This is a genomic window from Rhodoferax aquaticus, assembly GCF_006974105.1.
GTDB classification, from domain to species: domain Bacteria; phylum Pseudomonadota; class Gammaproteobacteria; order Burkholderiales; family Burkholderiaceae_C; genus Allorhodoferax; species Allorhodoferax aquaticus_A.
This window is the reverse complement of sequence record NZ_CP036282.1, coordinates 1,171,155-1,187,236: the sequence shown is the minus strand read 5'-3', so window position 1 is coordinate 1,187,236 and position 16,082 is coordinate 1,171,155. Positions and strand designations below refer to the sequence as shown.

At 58.1% G+C, this 16,082-nt stretch carries 15 protein-coding genes and 1 tRNA gene; 4 read left to right on the top strand and 12 right to left on the bottom strand.

What is annotated here, in order from left to right; genetic code table 11:
- Nucleotides 1-41 precede the first annotated feature (41 nt).
- From nagA to EXZ61_RS05545, 12 genes are all read right to left on the bottom strand, one after another.
- Nucleotides 42-1,220, bottom strand: a complete 1,179-nt coding sequence (gene nagA / locus EXZ61_RS05600) for an N-acetylglucosamine-6-phosphate deacetylase (RefSeq protein ID WP_168224709.1) — start codon at nt 1,218-1,220, stop codon at nt 42-44.
- 4 nt (nt 1,221-1,224) lie between these two features.
- Nucleotides 1,225-2,520: a class II D-tagatose-bisphosphate aldolase, non-catalytic subunit gene (locus EXZ61_RS05595; protein WP_142809817.1), complete on the bottom strand. Its 1,296-nt coding sequence runs from the start codon at nt 2,518-2,520 to the stop codon at nt 1,225-1,227.
- 9 nt (nt 2,521-2,529) lie between these two features.
- On the bottom strand, nt 2,530-3,444 hold the full coding sequence (locus EXZ61_RS05590) for an ROK family protein (protein ID WP_142809815.1): 915 nt from the start codon (nt 3,442-3,444) through the stop codon (nt 2,530-2,532).
- Between the two features lie 16 nt (nt 3,445-3,460).
- Entirely contained in the window at nt 3,461-4,636 is a 1,176-nt protein-coding gene (locus EXZ61_RS05585; protein ID WP_142809813.1) for an AgaS family sugar isomerase, read from the bottom strand.
- Nucleotides 4,637-4,640: 4 nt separating this feature from the next.
- Nucleotides 4,641-5,516, bottom strand: coding sequence for a transcriptional regulator (locus EXZ61_RS05580; RefSeq protein ID WP_168224708.1), 876 nt, complete (start codon nt 5,514-5,516; stop codon nt 4,641-4,643).
- Nucleotides 5,517-5,553: 37 nt separating this feature from the next.
- A complete protein-coding gene (locus EXZ61_RS05575) occupies nt 5,554-6,654 on the bottom strand; it encodes an ABC transporter ATP-binding protein (RefSeq protein WP_142809809.1) in 1,101 nt (366 codons plus the stop codon).
- Nucleotides 6,647-8,656 (bottom strand): DUF5107 domain-containing protein, encoded by a 2,010-nt coding sequence (locus EXZ61_RS05570; RefSeq protein WP_142809806.1) that lies wholly within the window; start codon nt 8,654-8,656, stop codon nt 6,647-6,649. The genes EXZ61_RS05575 and EXZ61_RS05570 overlap by 8 nt, the downstream gene beginning before the upstream one ends.
- Nucleotides 8,657-8,694: 38 nt before the next feature.
- Complete coding sequence (locus EXZ61_RS05565; protein ID WP_142809804.1) at nt 8,695-9,561, bottom strand: carbohydrate ABC transporter permease; 867 nt, start codon at nt 9,559-9,561, stop codon at nt 8,695-8,697.
- Nucleotides 9,562-9,563: 2 nt separating this feature from the next.
- Nucleotides 9,564-10,433 (bottom strand): carbohydrate ABC transporter permease, encoded by an 870-nt coding sequence (locus EXZ61_RS05560; RefSeq protein WP_142809802.1) that lies wholly within the window; start codon nt 10,431-10,433, stop codon nt 9,564-9,566.
- Between the two features lie 129 nt (nt 10,434-10,562).
- The gene (locus EXZ61_RS05555) at nt 10,563-11,843 is read right to left on the bottom strand and encodes an ABC transporter substrate-binding protein (RefSeq protein ID WP_142809801.1); all 1,281 of its coding nucleotides are present in this window, start codon (nt 11,841-11,843) and stop codon (nt 10,563-10,565) included.
- Nucleotides 11,844-12,177: 334 nt separating this feature from the next.
- Complete coding sequence (locus tag EXZ61_RS05550) at nt 12,178-12,966, bottom strand: NYN domain-containing protein (RefSeq protein WP_142809798.1); 789 nt, start codon at nt 12,964-12,966, stop codon at nt 12,178-12,180.
- Nucleotides 12,967-12,976: 10 nt separating this feature from the next.
- The gene (locus EXZ61_RS05545) at nt 12,977-13,276 is read right to left on the bottom strand and encodes a VF530 family protein (protein WP_142809797.1); all 300 of its coding nucleotides are present in this window, start codon (nt 13,274-13,276) and stop codon (nt 12,977-12,979) included.
- An 83-nt stretch (nt 13,277-13,359) separates the two neighbouring features.
- On the opposite strand from EXZ61_RS05545, the gene EXZ61_RS05540 reads away from it, so the two are divergent.
- The 4 genes from EXZ61_RS05540 to EXZ61_RS21995 all read left to right on the top strand — a co-directional run bounded on the left by EXZ61_RS05540 (nt 13,360) and on the right by EXZ61_RS21995 (nt 16,076).
- Entirely contained in the window at nt 13,360-14,166 is an 807-nt protein-coding gene (locus EXZ61_RS05540; protein WP_142809795.1) for a transporter substrate-binding domain-containing protein, read from the top strand.
- Between the two features lie 3 nt (nt 14,167-14,169).
- Nucleotides 14,170-14,976 carry an amino acid ABC transporter permease gene (locus tag EXZ61_RS05535; protein ID WP_142809793.1) on the top strand — a complete coding sequence of 269 codons (807 nt, stop codon included), beginning with the start codon at nt 14,170-14,172 and terminating at the stop codon, nt 14,974-14,976.
- A 95-nt stretch (nt 14,977-15,071) separates the two neighbouring features.
- Nucleotides 15,072-15,161, top strand: a tRNA-Ser gene (locus EXZ61_RS05530).
- Nucleotides 15,162-15,362: 201 nt separating this feature from the next.
- On the top strand, nt 15,363-16,076 hold the full coding sequence (locus tag EXZ61_RS21995) for a helix-turn-helix transcriptional regulator (protein ID WP_201799114.1): 714 nt from the start codon (nt 15,363-15,365) through the stop codon (nt 16,074-16,076).
- Nucleotides 16,077-16,082: the final 6 nt, after the last annotated feature.

Below are 16,082 nucleotides of genomic sequence, written 5' to 3'. Positions count from 1 at the left end.
TAGCTGTCTAGGCAGTATCCATGCGCGCGAGAGGCCTTTTTCTATTCAGAACTATCCATACTGGCCAGCAGATGCCATTGGGGATCGAACAGCACCAGGTTGGCAGGCATGCCCAGACGCAAATGGCCTACGGTATCGGTCAGGCCCATCAGTTCTGCGGGATTGTGGGTCGCCATGCGCAAGGCCTGCTCAGGCTCTATGCCCACTTGGCCAATCAGCCTGTGTACGGATGTGGCCAGGTCAATGTGGGCCCCCGCTAGCGACCCCGCCTGGTTGACCAGTTTGCCGTCCACCACGCGTATGGTCTCGCCATACAGCGAAAACTCCGAAGGCCCGTGTGTGGTGGCCATCGCGTCTGAAACCAGCACCGTGCGGTCAGCGCGCGGCCGTGCGCGAATAGCAATGCGCAACACTGCATCAGCCACATGGTGGCCATCGGCAATCACGCCGCACCACGCCGTGCTGTCCAGCGCCGCCCCCACCACGCCAGGCTCGCGCGAGCCCATGGGGGTCATGCCGTTGAACAAATGGGTAAAACAAGTAGCCCCTTCGGCCAAGGCAGCGTTCACCTGTGCAGAGGTAGCCGCCGTGTGACCCAAGGAGACAACAACCCCCATCGCGCACAAGCGGGCAATGCTGCCGGGGCGCTGCATTTCAGGCGCAAGGGTCAGCAGCACCGGGATGTTGTGGGCTCGCAAGCCCGCCAGCAGATCCAGAGTCGCCTCGCTGAGCGGGTGAATGCGTTGCTCCAAATGGGCACCACGGCGTTGCACGCTGATATGGGGGCCTTCAAAATGCACACCGACCACGCCATGGCGGCCATACACGGCCTGTATGGCCTGTGCTGCCAGTGCCATGCGCTCTGGCGTGTCGGTAATGAAGGTGGGCAACCAGGCGGTGGTACCCGCCCGGGCAAGCGCATCTCCAATGTGGCGCAACGTGGGGGCATCGGGTGTGTTGTTGAACATGCGCCCTGCCCCCCCATTGACCTGAATGTCAAAGAGGCCAGGCGCGACGGTGCCCGCCGTGTGCCACACCGGCAAGCCCACGTTCATGGGCGCTTGCAGGGGGCCTATGGCCGCAATACGACCCTGCCTCACGGTGACTGCCGTGTCCGGCAAGAACGCTTGGCCATCAAAGACCTGAGGGGCATGTACACACCACGCAGGGGTGTGACGCCAATCAAACGCAGGCCGCAGTGTAGAGAGGTCGCCGTGCATACGCTCAGGCAACGGGCTTGGCCACCAGGTAGGGTCGCAGCGCTGCTTGTACTTGCGCCAAAACCAAGGCCTGGGCCCACGCAAACCCTTGGGCTTGCAGGGCTTGGCTTGACTCCAAGACATCAGATGCAAAGTGCTGCTCCATGAGCGGCCCCAAGGGCGCAGGCATTGACGCCAAGAGTTGCATGAGCTGCTCCACCGCGCGGCTGGCAGCGGGTTGGCCCCAGTAGTAGCGCACACGGTCGGCATAGCTGAAGTGACGCAGCAGGTACACCGCATGGGCATCGCCGCTGTAGTGCTTGTGCCAGTGCCGTGGTTCCGCCAACATCAACTGCTCCATAACCTGCGGCACTCTGGCTCGCGTGCTGTTCGGCGCCAGCCAATGGGCAAGCGCGTCCAAGGCATACACCGCTTGGCGGTAAGCAAACGTGAGCGCAGGGCCAACTTTGAGTACCGTGAAGTGCCGCCGCGCCAACTCTGCAAATACCGCTGGTTTTTGGTAGTCGGTGGAGTGGGCTTCAAACGCGAGTTGCGGGTAAGGCACCAGTACCTGCGACAGCCAATCCGGCGAAGCGAGATCAAAGTGATGCACGTGGTCAGGCGCAAACTCCAAGCCCGGCTGCACCACCAATGCCGCCACACGGGTCCAAGCGGATTGCAGGCCACGCTGGGCAAAGGCCTGCGCATGCGCAGCGATGGTCTTACGGGCGCTGTCTGCGGAGGTGGGCACCACCAGCATAGAGCCGTCTTCAGCGCGGGCACCCCCTGGGGGTGGCACCTCAGTTCCCACTACATAGCTGAGGCTGCTTGTCTCACTGCTTGCTTCTTCGCACACTTGGGCAAGTTGCGCAGCGCGTTCGGCGCTGACGGTATCGCCGACCTGGCCCGGCTCTCCCGCACAGCCCTCAGAGCAATCCAAGTGGATTTTGCTGAAGCCAGCCTTCACATAAGAGGCAACCAAGGCACTGGCATGGCCCATGGCAGCGTGGGCATCTTGGTCACGCCAAGCCTGGGGGCCCAAATGGTCCCCCCCAAAAAGTACCAGCGTGCGCTCCACGCCATGGCTTTCGCAAATGCCATAGACGTAGGCAATGAAGTCAGCCGCTTGCATACCGGTGTAACCGCCAAACTGGTTCACTTGGTTGCTCGTAGCCTCTACCAGCAGCGGACGGTGTGTCTCCTTGGCCAATAACAAGGCGGCCAATAAGACTTGCGGATGTGCAGAACAGACCGATGGCATGCTAGCCAGCGCGTCGGGGTTGCTGCGGTTACGGTGGTTTATGTCGAGAAGGGTTTGCATGGCAATTTCTTAGGAAGAGATGAGGCGTTGCGCCAAGATGGCGGCTCCCCGCACGCCACTGCTGTCGCCAAATGTGGCGCTGGTGAAGTGCGGTGCACGCAGGCCTGAGAGTTGGTGTGAGGGGAAGGCACGCGCCACGTGCTCGGCCAGCGCAGGTATGCGCGAGAGCCCGCCACCAAACACCACGCAGTCTGGGTCTACCACCAGCTGCACGGTGTGGAGCAGCTCACAGAGCAAGGACACCCACACCCCAAAGACGCTTTGCAGCAGTGGGTCGCCATGCGCATTGCCTTGCACAATCTCGGGGGCACTCAGTGCCTGCCCGGTGAGGTGCTTGCACAGCCGGGTCATGCCGGGGCCAGACACATAGGTCTCATAGCAACCAGTACGCCCGCAGCCGCAGCGAATAACCGGCAGCCCCCACTGCGCAACACATTGCGCGGGCAAGGCGATGTGCCCGACTTCACCGCTAAGACCATTGTGGTGCAGCATGAGTTCCCCTTGGGTACACACACCACCACCTACACCGGTGCCCAGTATCAAACCGAACACCACGCCGTGCCCTTGCCCCGCGCCACCTTGGGCCTCCGACAACGCAAAGCATTTGCAGTCGTTCTCTACCGCAATGTGCCGCCCAAGTCGCGCACTCAAGTCTGCTTGCAGGGGGCGCCCCATGGCCGCGAGGTTGGCGGTTGTTGACAAGCCAGAGCGGCGGTCTATGAGACCCGGTATCCCAATGCCTATGGGCAACTGCGCATTGCCCGCTTGGGTTTGTAACCACAGGCACTGCTGGACGATGGCATCGAGCAGTTCGGCATAAGAGCCATGGGGCGTAGCTCTACGCTGGCGCTGCAGCGCTTGCAGCTGCGGGTCAAACACGCAAGCCTCGATTTTGGTCCCGCCTAAGTCAATGGCACCTAGCATGCAGTGAACTCCCGGCCTATACCGCGTGCACGGGGTACAGCGTTACACCGCTGACCACGCGGGTCAGGTTGCCGCTGGTGAAGGGGTTATCCACCTGGAGCCCCATCGCATGGGACCAGTGCATAGCCATGTACTGGGCAAACAGCACATACAGCACCACGCTCCAGCCATCGTTGCCCACCACCGGCACGACCACGTCACACTGGGCTTGATCCGGCCCTATGGTGCAAACCGCACTGGGGCCAAACTGGCGGCGAATTTCGTGCACCACATCCAGGTCGTAACGCTGGGTGTGAGGGTCAGACGACACCAGCACATGCACCCGCGTATTCGCATTGACAAACGCCTTGGGGCCATGGCGAAACCCCAAGGTGGAGTCCCACAAGGTGGCCACTTCACCCGCCGTAAGCTCCAGCACTTTCAAGGCGCTTTCGCGGGCCGCCGCAAGCAAGGGCCCACTGCCCAAAAACACGGCACGGGACGGGCGGGTGTGTGCATTTTTTTCCGCCCAAGCGGGCATGCCGTCCAGCAGCGCTTGCGCAGCTTGCGCCAGAGCGGGCAAAAGCTGCTGCACGGGCAGCGGTGGCTGCGCATCAAAACACGCCAAAGCGGTGAGCAGCATGGTGGTGTAGCTTGACGTCATGGCAAAGCCTGCATCGTCCGTCTCAGCAGGCAGCACCACGGTGCGTAAAACGCCGGGCCCAGGCACGCTGCGCAGAGCCAAAGCCCCTGTGGCATTGCAGGTAATGTGCAAGCGGTCTGCATGGGGCGCCAATGCGTCTAGCGCATCCAAGGTGCCCAGGCTTTCCGAGCTGTTGCCACTGCGCCCGAACGACACCACCAGCAGCTTGCCAGCAGTCTGCAAGGCGTGGTAGGGCTGGGCCACCACATCCGTGGTGGCAACCGCCCGGTAGCGAGGCGTGGCACTGCGGGGATTGAGGTAGCTAGCCAATGCCTCACCGATGAAGGCGGAGGTCCCGGCCCCACAAAACCATACCGCCGCATAGTCTGCGTCTTTCAGCCACCCCTGCAACGCGGGCAATTGCTGCGCCAATTGCGCAGCCCAAGCGCTCCACACCCTGGGTTGGGCATGGATTTCCCGGTAGGTGTGCCACTGCTGCATGGCGGCAAGTGGGTCAAACTGGCTATCGTTTTGGCTGCTGTCAGCCGAAGGCGTGGATGTACGGTTCATAGTTTTAGGCGGTAGCTGGCGCGGGGTCAACGCGAATGACGTGTGTGCCCCGCGCGATCAAGGCGTTGGCAATTTCAAGGGGAAGACCGGTGTCGGTGACGATGGTGTGGATGCGATCGAGGGCGCAAATACGGTGCAACGCGGGCGACTTGAACTTGCTGGAGTCGGCCAGCACCACAACCCGCGTGCACGCCCCCATCATGGCAGCGCCTTGGTGGGCTTCTGCCTCATTAAAGGTGCTGAGTCCGGCCTCTGGATCAATACTGTCGGCACCAAAGTAACCGGTATCAAAGCGCATGTTTTGCAAGGTGGTTTCCACCATCCGGCCACTCAAAGATTTGGACTCAAAACGCAGCGTTCCGGCAGGCAGCATGAGCGTGTGCTGCTCAGCGCCCCACAGAGCCTCCACCACATTCAAACCCGTCGTCAAAATAGTGCGTCCCGCCACGCTGCGCAACTGGCGCGCAAAGATCGCCGTGGTAGAGCCAGAGTCCAAAATAATGGCGCGGTCCGGCTCTAACAACTGCACAGCGGCTCTGCCAATGGCTAGTTTCAAGTCTCGGTTGACCACGGCTTTGTCGGCCACATTGGGCTCTACAAATTGCTGGCTGGCCGCTTGTGCGTTGGCCTGGTCCACCAAAGACATGGCTAACGCGATGCGAAACTCTGGAATGCCTTTGTAGCCAAAGTGGCGGCTGTAGCGCAGCACCGTAGGCTCGCTCACCTGCGCTGCGCTCGAAATCTCTTGGATGGACTTGTGCATAAAGTCCCCGGGCGCCTTGAGCAAGTAGGTGCTGACGCGCTTAAAGGCCGTACTCGTGGTGGCCAGTTCCGCAGTGATGGTTTCGATCAATGAATGGCTGGGGCGGTTTGAGGTCATAGACGTCTTTGTTGGCACAGTGTTGGAACTTGCGGAGCTAGCCATGCGTTGGGGCTGCATGCATGGCCAGATTGTGGCCCTGTGCATCGAACGCGATGACACGGGCACTCACAGGCACCACACCGATGCGCTGCCCTGCGTGGAACTGTGCCTGTCCTTGCAAGCGCACGGTGATGCGCTGCCCATCGACCAAATGCCCGTACACAATGGTGTCACTGCCCAACTGCTCAATCACCTCCACGGCAAGTGCCAAGGCCTGTGCATCGGAACTGAGCTGAAAGTCTTCTGGGCGCACGCCCAATTCGTGCACGGGGGTGCCGACGGGGTTGACACGCGCATCCAAGGTCAAGCGGTAGCCCCCGGCCAGCAACAAGTCGCTGCTCGCAGGGCTGCAAGCACAGGACTCCACGCGAATAAAGTTCATAGGCGGCTGTCCAAGAAAGCCCGCAACAAAGCGCGTTGCAGGCTTGTTAAACAGCTCAAGCGGTGTGCCCACTTGCTCGACCACGCCCCCCTGCATCACGACCATGCGGGTGGCCAAGGTCATGGCCTCGACCTGGTCGTGGGTCACGTAAATCATGGTGTTGCCCAACTCTTGGTGCAACTTGGCCAACTCCACCCGCATCTCAGCACGCAAAGACGCGTCCAAGTTGGACAAGGGCTCATCAAACAAGAAAATACGGGGCTTGCGCGCCAATGCTCTGCCAATGGCGACACGCTGGCGTTGGCCGCCAGACAGGGCTTTAGGTTTGCGCTCCAAGAGTGCGCCCAAGTGCAAGATATCTGCGACTTCACGCACCCGTGCGTCAATAGCCTCTTTGCGTTCGCCAGCGATCTTCAAGCCAAACCCGATGTTTTGCGCCACAGTCATATGGGGGTACAAGGCATACGACTGAAACACCATGGCCACCCCACGGGCGACAGGGTCGGCGTGGGTGAGGTCTTGTCCATCGATCAGGAGCTTGCCCCTGGTGATGGGTTCTAAGCCTGCAATAGAGCGCAGCAGTGTGGACTTGCCGCAGCCCGAAGGGCCCACGAGCACAATGAACTCGCCCTCTTGCACCTGCAGGCTGACCGATTTGATGATTTCGACGTTACCGTACGACTTGTGGATGTTTTGCAGTTCAACGCTAGCCATGGGGGGAATGCTCCGAATCAGAGGGGGTTGCAAGATGCACATTGGCACCTTGCATGCGAAAGTTGAGGTGCGCAGGCACCGGGTATTGGGCTTGCCAAGCTTGCCATGCAGCGGGAGTCCAGCACTCGCCCCAATGGGCTTTGCACAGACCTTGGTGCAAGGTCGTCCACAAGGTGTCTAGCAAAGTTTCACCTTCGCGCACAGTGGCAAACGGGTGGTCTAGCAGGCGTGCCAGCAGCGGCCAGTCTTGCGCATGGGCCGCCAACTGCGCTTGCGCCGTGTGGATGCGCTCCAGCGCGCGAACGTTCGGCGGCAGCTCGTCAACAAAGGCACGTGCAGCATCCATGCGCCCGGCTTGCAGCAAAACATGGACGATTTCAACCGCCAAGGCAGCAGGCGCACCTGGCAGCCGCCAGGCGACCAGATACGCCATTTCCCGCGTGCAGGCGTTGGGCGCCAACAAGGCGCTTTGGCGATACGCCAGCCACGTGGGCTTAAGCGCTAGGCTGCGCTCCACCCACGCACGCGCTTGCGCCATATCGCCTCGATTCTGGGCGGCCAAGCCCAGCGCCAGGGCATGCAACCACGTGCTGCCATACAGGGCCGCACTGTGCTCCAAAGCGGCACACCAACGCGGGGACATGGCCCAGGTTGCAGGGACTGATTCCAGGCTAGCCGCACTGAAGCGACCCGTGTGCAAGAGTTCGTCCCAGGGGTCCATGCCTTGCATGGGCGTGCGCACACCAAAGTCCAAGCCCTGCGCCAGCGCGCTCTGGGTCAGCTGTTCATGGCGCATACCCCATGACGCACCTGCGTGCAGACGCTGGGTCAGCGCTTGGCTAGACACTGCACGCAAGAACGTGTCAATCTCGGCCAGTTCATCGGGGCCTATGCGGGCGTGCACCACCTCGCCCGCGGCGCGGCACGCACCTTGGTAATCCGCTTGGTGCGCCCATTCTGGCTCCAGTTGCACGCAGGCATAAGCCTCGGTCCAATGCACTTCGCTGTGCGCAGGCAATGCAAAGCGCTGATTCTGGGTGGGCGTCATGCCACTTTGAATTTCCACATAGTTGCCGCGCTGTGGCTGCGACAAGAAGTCCATCCACTGCTGGCCTCCGGAGCCGGTGCCAAAGTAGAAGAACTTACGTCCTTGCATATGCGGCGTTGCGACCTGCGCGAGGCCTGTGCCTTGTGCATCTAAGGCTGCAATCCACAAGGGTTGCGGCTCTTGCGTGCGAAAAAACACCGAGGTCGCATCGACCCAACGCTCAGGGTAGGACCCGTCAAAGCGCGCGGGGTCGGGAAACGCAAAGCGTTCCAATTGGTTGCCCGGTAATACATGCTCAATGGCGTAGTCAGCGGGACTGAGCACCCGCATACCGGGAGTGGCAGGAACGGCCATATTGGTCCACCAATAGGCTTCTTTATCCAAGGCATCGGCATTCACAATGCGCCCATGCACAAAGAGGCGGTCATCGTCAGCGGGCAGGTACAGGTCTATTTGCCAAGTGGCTTCGACAATGCGGTCAAACTCATACACACGCAGCACCGGTCCGCGCTCCGTCTGTACGACGCCCGCAAACACTGCCGAGCAGCTCACTGGGGTGTGGCCTGGGATCAGCCCATTCCACTCCACACCACCTGAAAACCAGGCATTCAATGCGCCCAGATTGGCTGGCTGAAACACTGGGTTTGTAAACAAAAGATCGCGTCCGGCAGCTTCGTCACGCAAGCTGAGCAAGCGACCCCCCAAGTGGGGAGCCACTAAAGCCGTTAAACGGCCATTGCTGATCTCCAACACACGGAGCTCACCCACCGTCTGCGCACGATCGTATTGGTCTAAGACCTGGTACGGCAAGATGGAGTCTGCGCCCCACGCGAAGCCGCGACTGGACTCTTGCGCATTGAGCCCCCGATTCGGCGGCGTGGGCTTGCTTTGTATCGGTTGCTGGTGCGCAAAATGCGGCAGCGGGTTGGGCGAGCCCAAGTGCGACATGGGCATAGTGCACGTCGTCCACCGCACGTGGGTGTGGTTGCTGCTCACTTGACGCCCCCCATGGTGATGCCGCTAATCATGCGCTCTGACATTGCCACAAACATGATGATGGTGGGCACCATAACGATGGTGATGCCGGCAAACAGGCCCGGCCAATCGCCCCCCGAATACTGCATCGATGAGATGAGTGAGTAAATGCCCAGCGACAGCGTGCGGTTCTCCGGGCTGTTAATGAGCACCAATGAGAGCTGGTATTCGTTCCACAAGCCCACGAAATTGAGGATGGCTACCGTGGCAATGCCTGGCATCGCCAAGGGCATCATCACATGCCAAAACGTTTGAAAGTCTGAGCATCCGTCAATGATGGCGGCCGACTCGATTTCCCCCGGCAAGGATGCAAAAAACCCCATGAGAACATAGATGGTGAATGGCACTGACAAAGCCACGTACACCACGGACAAGCCCGACAGGCTATCGCCCATGCGCAATGTGGTCATGATCACGACCAGCGGCACAAACAAAAGTGGAATGGGGACACCCATGCCCAAAATGAAGAAGTTGGCCAGTGCCTCACGCCCCCGAAAGCGAGCACGCGCCAAGACATAGGCCGCTGGCACACAGACCACCAACAACATGCAAACCGAAATGGACACCACCCACAAGCTGTTCAAGAAGTAGTCCCCAAAATGGCTGCTCACCCACGTCTTGACGTAGTTGCCCCACACCGGCTTGAGCGGCAGGCTCCAGGGCTCACTGAACAGGTCGCGGGTTTTCTTGAGTGAGGCAATCACAATCCACACCACAAAAAATACGGTGAATAGCGACCAAGCGCCTACCGTCGCGTAGGTGAAGGCGCGCCCTATGCCACGCTTGAGCGAGGTGCTGCGGGACGATGAAGATGCTGGCTGCATGCTTAAAACTCCAAAGGTTCGCGCTTGAGACAAGCCCGCATGGCGAGCACCGCCGCAATGGTGACGGCGAACATAGCAACCCCAATCGCGGTTGCATAGCCCAAGGCGTAAACCGGGTCACGCTGACCAAACCCCATGATGTAGAGATAGATGGCGGGCGTGTACACGTCTTGCGAAATATTGGGCCCGCCAAAAGCGTAAGGAAACTCCATGATCTTGATAGCTTGTATGCACCACAAGACCATCGTGATCACAATCACATCCCAAATCATGGGAACGGTAATAAAGCGAAAGATTTGCAATTGGCTAGCGCCTTCTAGGCGCGCAGCCTCAAACATGTCGGTAGGCACTTTGTCGGCCCCAGCCAAAATCAAGATGGTGAAGAAGCCACTGGAAATCCAAACCAGCCCCACCAACATGGACCAAAACACATTCTCTGGAGCGGTCCACGACACAGAAGCCAAGCTATCCAGGCCTACGCTCTTGAGCACATTGGTGAGCAGGCCGTAGCGCGGCATGAACACAAAAGACCAGAAGGTGGTGATCGCTGTCACAGCAATCACGTTGGGCATAAAAATCAGCGCACGGAAAAGTTTTTTGCCCCACAACCCAGAGCTAAGGAGCATGGTGAACACAAAGGCCAAGCCAAACACGCAGGCACCGCCAACCACCAAGATCAGCACCATATTGAGTAAAGACAACCAAAACACTTTGTCATTCCACAGAGCGATGTAGTTGTCCAGCCCCACCCATTGCATGGTGTCGGAGAAGCCCGAGGTTTTAAACAAGCTGATGTAAAAGGCCTGCAATGACGGAAACACTAGCAAGCCGAGGTATAGCAACAGTGCGGGCGCTAGAAACGAGATAACCATGCGAGGCCTAATCACTCACGACTCCTTAGTTAGGAAGAAACACTTTCCAGGCGAAAACTTCTGAAGGCTGAGACACAAGCCCCGTGCATTGCGATGCAATTAGGCTTGTGTCGCAGCTGACCTGCAGTCTTACTTTTTGTTGGCCCAGAAGTCTTTGGTCTTGGCTGCCAGAGTGGCAACCAATTGCTGAGGTGTTCCCTCGCCCAAGAACATCTTGTTGAACTCAGGTGCCAGCACGGTCGCGGTGAACTCGGGGTACACCATTTTCAAACCGCCCCCAAAGTTGGACAAGGCCGTGGCTTCGCGGGCCGACTTCTCAGCATCTGCCAAGACGGCGGGCCACGCCACACCTTTGCGCGTGGAACCAATTTGCCCTTCAGCCACCAAGATTTTTTGCGCTTGTTCGCCAGCCACAAACTTGATGAAGTCCACGGCCTCTTTAGGATTCGGAGCCGTCTTTAACACCATCATGGAAAGCAAAGCCACTTGCAAGTCCGTTTGCTTACCTTTTCCGTTTTTGACAGTCGGGAAGTTAAAGGCACTCCATGGGAAGTCCTTACCGGCGCTCTCGCTCAGCTCCGTTGGCAGCCAAGAGCCGACTAACTCGCCCAAGGTGTCACCCAAGGCAATGGTTTGCTGTCCAGCAGGGTACTGAAAACCGCGGGCATCTTTGGAGATGCAGCCTTTGTCCCACAAGGTCCGCGTCATTTGGGCGGCTTCCAGCACACCTGCTTGTGTCCAGCCGTTGCCCGTTTTGTCTTCAAACAACTTCGCCATGCTGTTGGCGCCATAGGTGCGCTCCAACAGGTGTGAGAAGTACAGCATGTTGTAGTCCGACACATTGCCTTCAATCACCAAAGCGCTCTTACCGACCTTCTGAACGGCAGCGCACAGATTGAGCAACTCATCCCACGTTTTAGGCGGTGTGGCACCTGCCTTTTTCATGAGGTCGCGGTTGTACCAAAAGTTGACGGTGTTGTAGACATACGGCACGGAATACACCTTGCCGTTGTTGGCATAGAGATCCAATGCACCGGGTAGCAAGCTGTCTTTAAAGGCTTTGTCTAGGTCTTTGGTGATTTCCAGTCCCGCACCAGCGGCTTGCAGGCCACCGTACAACTGGTCACCGTCTTGGTCCATAAAGTCCACCTTGGTGCCAGCTTGCAAAGCGCCGCGCAACTTGGTTTGGTTTTGGCGACCATTCCAAACCACCTTGAAAGTTACATCGGGATGCGCTTTGGTGTAAGCCGCCATCACGGAGCGCAAAGCCTTGGCTTGCGGCTCAGGTTCATTCCACATCGACCAAAAGGTCAACTCTTTGGCGGAAACGCCCAGCGCAGCAGCGCTCAACATACTGGAAAGCAGCACTTTTTTAGTCGTCGACCACCGCTGTGGTGTACTTGTCTTCATGGTTTTCTCCTAAGAGGCACGTTTAATAAAAGCCCACGTAGACCACCCCAAGTGGCCTTTGTGTACCCACTACAAACTCCACGCATTGCCCGAGTTTGTAATTTTACAAATATTCAATGTAGTTTTATGAACATTTGAAGTAATTTTACGAACATGAAAGCACATGCCAACCCGGTGTAAACCCTCGAAACATAAGTTTTTGCCCGTGCAGACGCAAACGCACAGGCGCGCAAAACGCCGTGCGATGAGCCAAAATTGGTTTTGGGAAACGCTACGATTTGTGTAGCTAGTCACGCAATAGGCATGAGCACCACAGGCCAATTTGCCTAAGAAATCAGCGCAAACGGACCCACATCCCAGATGCATCGGCATGCAGTTCCACCACATCCGGCACCGCCTCTAGCCAAGCCGCCAAGGTGGGATAGCCTTGCTCCACCGGGGAGAAACTGGGCTCTTGACGGCGCAACCAGGAAACCACCTCCGCGATGGCCACCCAAGCTTGCCCGTGCATTTCACTCAGCACCGTCAGCGCACGGGCCACACGCTGGATGGCCGGGTCATCGGCAAAGCGTTGCGCGGCGTTGGCGCTGGCTTCCATCAAGTCTTCGTAGTACGAGAAACCATGGCAGCTGTGCGCCCAGTGGCGGTTGGTGGTTTTGCGAGCACCAATGCCAATCAGGGTGCGCCCGGTCGCCTTGACGCTTTGGGCCAAGGGCATGAAATCGCTGTCGCCGCTCACAACCAGCACGGTCCCGATATGCGGGAAACGAGCGAGGTCACCGACCACATCCAGGCACAAGCGAATATCGGCCCCGTTTTTGGCTGAGGCCCCAGGGGGAAACAGCTGCACCAGATCCATGCCCGCCTGCAAGAGCGCATCGCGGTAGCGGCCAAAGAACTGCCAGTTGCAGTAGGCCCGGTGCACTGCGATGGGCCCGTAGGCTGCCGCCAGATCCACCACAGCCTGCACATCGATCAATGGATCTTGCAGCTTAAAGCGCCCATCAGGCTTGCCGTAGCTGCCCTCGCCCCACTTGGCTTCGGACAGACTGGCGTGCAGGTTTTCAAAATCCCAGTAAACCGCAACGCCCGCCACAGCGCAAGCAGCTTGGGTAGGCAGCATCACCATGCCCTTATCCACGGCTAGACGGCTGGGAGCGACTACCGGCGCGGCGCTGCTCGCGCTGCATAAACAGGTACAGGCCCTCTACCTTCTCGCGGGCCCAAGGCGTTTTGCGCAAGAACTTCAGGCTAGAACTCACGCTCGGGTCCAGCGCAAAGCAGCGAATGGGAATGCGCTGCGCCAGTTCCTCCCAACCGTAATACTCCGACAGGGCCGTGACTATCATTTCCAGCGTCACGCCGTGCAAGGGGTTGCGGGCTTGCGCAGGAGGGTTGGGCGGTGCAGGAGGTGTAGAACTGGGCGTGGTCATGCCCCGATTTTGGCACCGCTTGGGGCTGCGCACCATTGCCTATACTCAAGGCTTCGCTTACTCCCTTATCGATCGGGAACTTTATGACCTCCACTCGCCGCTTTCTTTTGGCTGGTGCTGCACTGTTGTGCACCATGGCCGGACTCTCCGCCGCACACGCACAGGCCCTGCCGGACCTCAAAGGTCGCACCATTGTGGCGGTCACCGAGAACGCTTATCCCCCCCTGAATTTCAAAGATCCTAAGACGGGCGAAAGCGTAGGCTGGGAATATGACGCCTTCAACGAGATTGCCAAACGCCTCAACGCCAAGGTGGAGTGGAAACTCACCAGCTGGGACACCATGATTGAAGCGGTGCGCCAAGGCCAGTTCGATGTGGGCATGGATGGCATCACCATCAAAGCCGACCGCAAAAAACAAGTGGACTTCTCCGATCCTTATATGGTGTCTGAGCAATTCATGATGGTGCGCGCCAATGAAAAGCGCTTTGACAACCCCAAAGCCTTTAAAGCCAACGCCAAACTCCTCGTGGGCGCACAAGGTGGCACCACCAACTTTTTCACCGCGGTCTACGAAGTACTAGACGGCAACGAAAAGAACCCACGCATCAAGCTGTACGACACCTTTGGCCTGTCCATGCAAGCCCTCAAAGCGGGTGACGTAGATATGGTGCTGACCGACAGCGCCTCATCGCAAGGCTATATCAAGGCCTTCCCCAACACCTACAAAGTGGTGGGCAAGCCCATGGGACACGAAGAGTTTGGCTTTATCTTCAAGCCCAAATCCAACCTGGTCGCGCCTATCAACGCAGCCATCAAGCAGCTCAAAGCAGACGGCACGTTTGACAAGCTGAACCAAAAATGGTTTGTGGACTACAAGCTGAACCAGTAACACGTGCACGCACCCGTTGAAGCGCAAAAACCCTATTGGCTGGCAGCGGTGCTGCTGGCCTTTTTGTTGTTTGCCGTACTCTTAGTCAAAGATGGCCGCTACTGGCTCATCTTTACCACGCTGCTGCAAGGCATTGGCGTCACTGTGCTGGTGGCCGTGCTGGCGTTTGCGTTGGCAGCATCGCTTGGGCTGCTGATTGCCATGGCGCAATTGTCCAAACACACGTGGCTCAACCAGCCCGCCCGCCTGTACACCGAAGTGCTGCGGGGTTTGCCCACTTTGGTGATCTTGCTGTATGTCACCTTCGCGGGCGCGCCCCTGGTGATCGAGGCTTACCAGTGGTTGTTTGAAACTGCCATTGCGCAAGGCGAAATGCCCGATTGGCAGCTGCGTGACTTTTCTAACCTCGCCCGTGGCGTGATCGCCTTGGCCTTGGCCTACAGCGCGTTCTTGGCAGAGATTTTCAGGGCTGGCATCCAATGCGTACCGCGCGAGCAAATTGAAGCAGCCAAGGTCTTGGGACTTAACCGCGTGCAAACGTTCCGGCTGGTCGTGTGGCCGCAAGCTTTGCGCAGCATCTTGCCCGCCTTGGGCAACGACTTTATTGCCATCGTTAAGGACTCCTCTTTGGTGTCGGTCTTAGGTGTGAACGACATCACCCAACTCGGTAAGTTGCATGCCTCTAGCTCATTTTTGACGGTAGAAACCTACAACGTGGTCGCGGTGCTATACCTCATGCTGACCATCAGTTTGTCGCTGCTGCTAAGGCGCTTTGAGAAACATTTACGCAAAGCCCAACACGCGCAATAAGCACCTGCGCACAGGTGCTTGGTCAATGGATCAAAACACTTTTTCCGGCTCTTACGCAAAACAGAGGCACACAGCAGTTAGAATACCGACCTTCTGGAAGCTTGGCCGAGCGGTTTAAGGCACCGGTCTTGAAAACCGGCGAGGGTTTATCCCCTCCGTGAGTTCGAATCTCACAGCTTCCGCCAGAAAAACCATCGTAAGCTGTTGATTTATAATAAGATTTATAAAATATCAACAGTTCTGAAACGCCTCAACACACGTTTCTATCCACATTTCATTTTGCGCTTGGGTGAGAGTACTTGCGAGCAACTGCGAGCTTTTGGCGATCTGCTGCGGGCACGTGAATCCAAGTTAATTTGCCTAGCGAAATGACGGTATAAACGGTCATGAGTACCGTTCAGTCAAAAAAGCCTGCCGCACAATCTGCGCTAGAAAAGCACCCAAAATATTTGTATTTGGGGCTGAACGAATCCGGTCGCATCCGCTTAAAACTGGAAGGCAAAACCCTGCTAATTAACGGTGCGGTATATGCCTCCACCGCTCCCGCGCCAGGACATACCAAAGTCGTACTAGTACCAGTCAACTCCACACCAGGCTACAAGCGAGCATCAGAGCACAAGAAATATCTTGTACACACCGAGACAGGCGAGACATTTCGCGTCATAGGGACAGTGGAAAAAACCCTCACATCCTCAGCGCCCATCCAGAAAAAAAGCGTTCGCACCATTCTCGGTAGTGCAGCAAATGCTCCAGTCAACTCGCCCCGTGCGCCAGCGCCTCCATCCAAACTCGCACTTCCAGCAACTGTCCCCTCAGCCGCAATACCAGCACAGTCCAAGCCTATTGATGCAAAAAAGCAAGCCAAACTCGCCCGGCTGCAAAAGGAATTTCAGCGCGTGAATGCACAACGAGCCAGCGGCATCGACCCCGCTGTTCGCATCGCATTTGCCGCCCACTACTTAGGCGAGTCTGAGTCAAACCTATACCGCCGCCGCGCCGACGGACAGTTTCCCAAACCCATCCAACGAGGCAAAGGCGCATTCTGGCTGATGTCCGATCTGGACGCATTCAAGGCAGGTACATGGAAGGAATCCACCTGAAAGTGG

Bases quoted from the DNA above. Each gene is read 5' to 3' on its own strand.
- nagA (WP_168224709.1), bottom strand. From the start codon at position 1,220: ATGCACGGCGACCTCTCTACACTGCGGCCTGCGTTTGATTGGCGTCAC.
- EXZ61_RS05595 (WP_142809817.1), bottom strand. From the start codon at position 2,520: ATGCAAACCCTTCTCGACATAAACCACCGTAACCGCAGCAACCCCGAC.
- EXZ61_RS05590 (WP_142809815.1), bottom strand. From the start codon at position 3,444: ATGCTAGGTGCCATTGACTTAGGCGGGACCAAAATCGAGGCTTGCGTG.
- EXZ61_RS05585 (WP_142809813.1), bottom strand. From the start codon at position 4,636: ATGAACCGTACATCCACGCCTTCGGCTGACAGCAGCCAAAACGATAGC.
- EXZ61_RS05580 (WP_168224708.1), bottom strand. From the start codon at position 5,516: ATGACCTCAAACCGCCCCAGCCATTCATTGATCGAAACCATCACTGCG.
- EXZ61_RS05575 (WP_142809809.1), bottom strand. From the start codon at position 6,654: ATGGCTAGCGTTGAACTGCAAAACATCCACAAGTCGTACGGTAACGTC.
- EXZ61_RS05570 (WP_142809806.1), bottom strand. From the start codon at position 8,656: ATGCCCATGTCGCACTTGGGCTCGCCCAACCCGCTGCCGCATTTTGCG.
- EXZ61_RS05565 (WP_142809804.1), bottom strand. From the start codon at position 9,561: ATGCAGCCAGCATCTTCATCGTCCCGCAGCACCTCGCTCAAGCGTGGC.
- EXZ61_RS05560 (WP_142809802.1), bottom strand. From the start codon at position 10,433: ATGGTTATCTCGTTTCTAGCGCCCGCACTGTTGCTATACCTCGGCTTG.
- EXZ61_RS05555 (WP_142809801.1), bottom strand. From the start codon at position 11,843: ATGAAGACAAGTACACCACAGCGGTGGTCGACGACTAAAAAAGTGCTG.
- EXZ61_RS05550 (WP_142809798.1), bottom strand. From the start codon at position 12,966: ATGCTGCCTACCCAAGCTGCTTGCGCTGTGGCGGGCGTTGCGGTTTAC.
- EXZ61_RS05545 (WP_142809797.1), bottom strand. From the start codon at position 13,276: ATGACCACGCCCAGTTCTACACCTCCTGCACCGCCCAACCCTCCTGCG.
- EXZ61_RS05540 (WP_142809795.1), top strand. From the start codon at position 13,360: ATGACCTCCACTCGCCGCTTTCTTTTGGCTGGTGCTGCACTGTTGTGC.
- EXZ61_RS21995 (WP_201799114.1), top strand. From the start codon at position 15,363: ATGAGTACCGTTCAGTCAAAAAAGCCTGCCGCACAATCTGCGCTAGAA.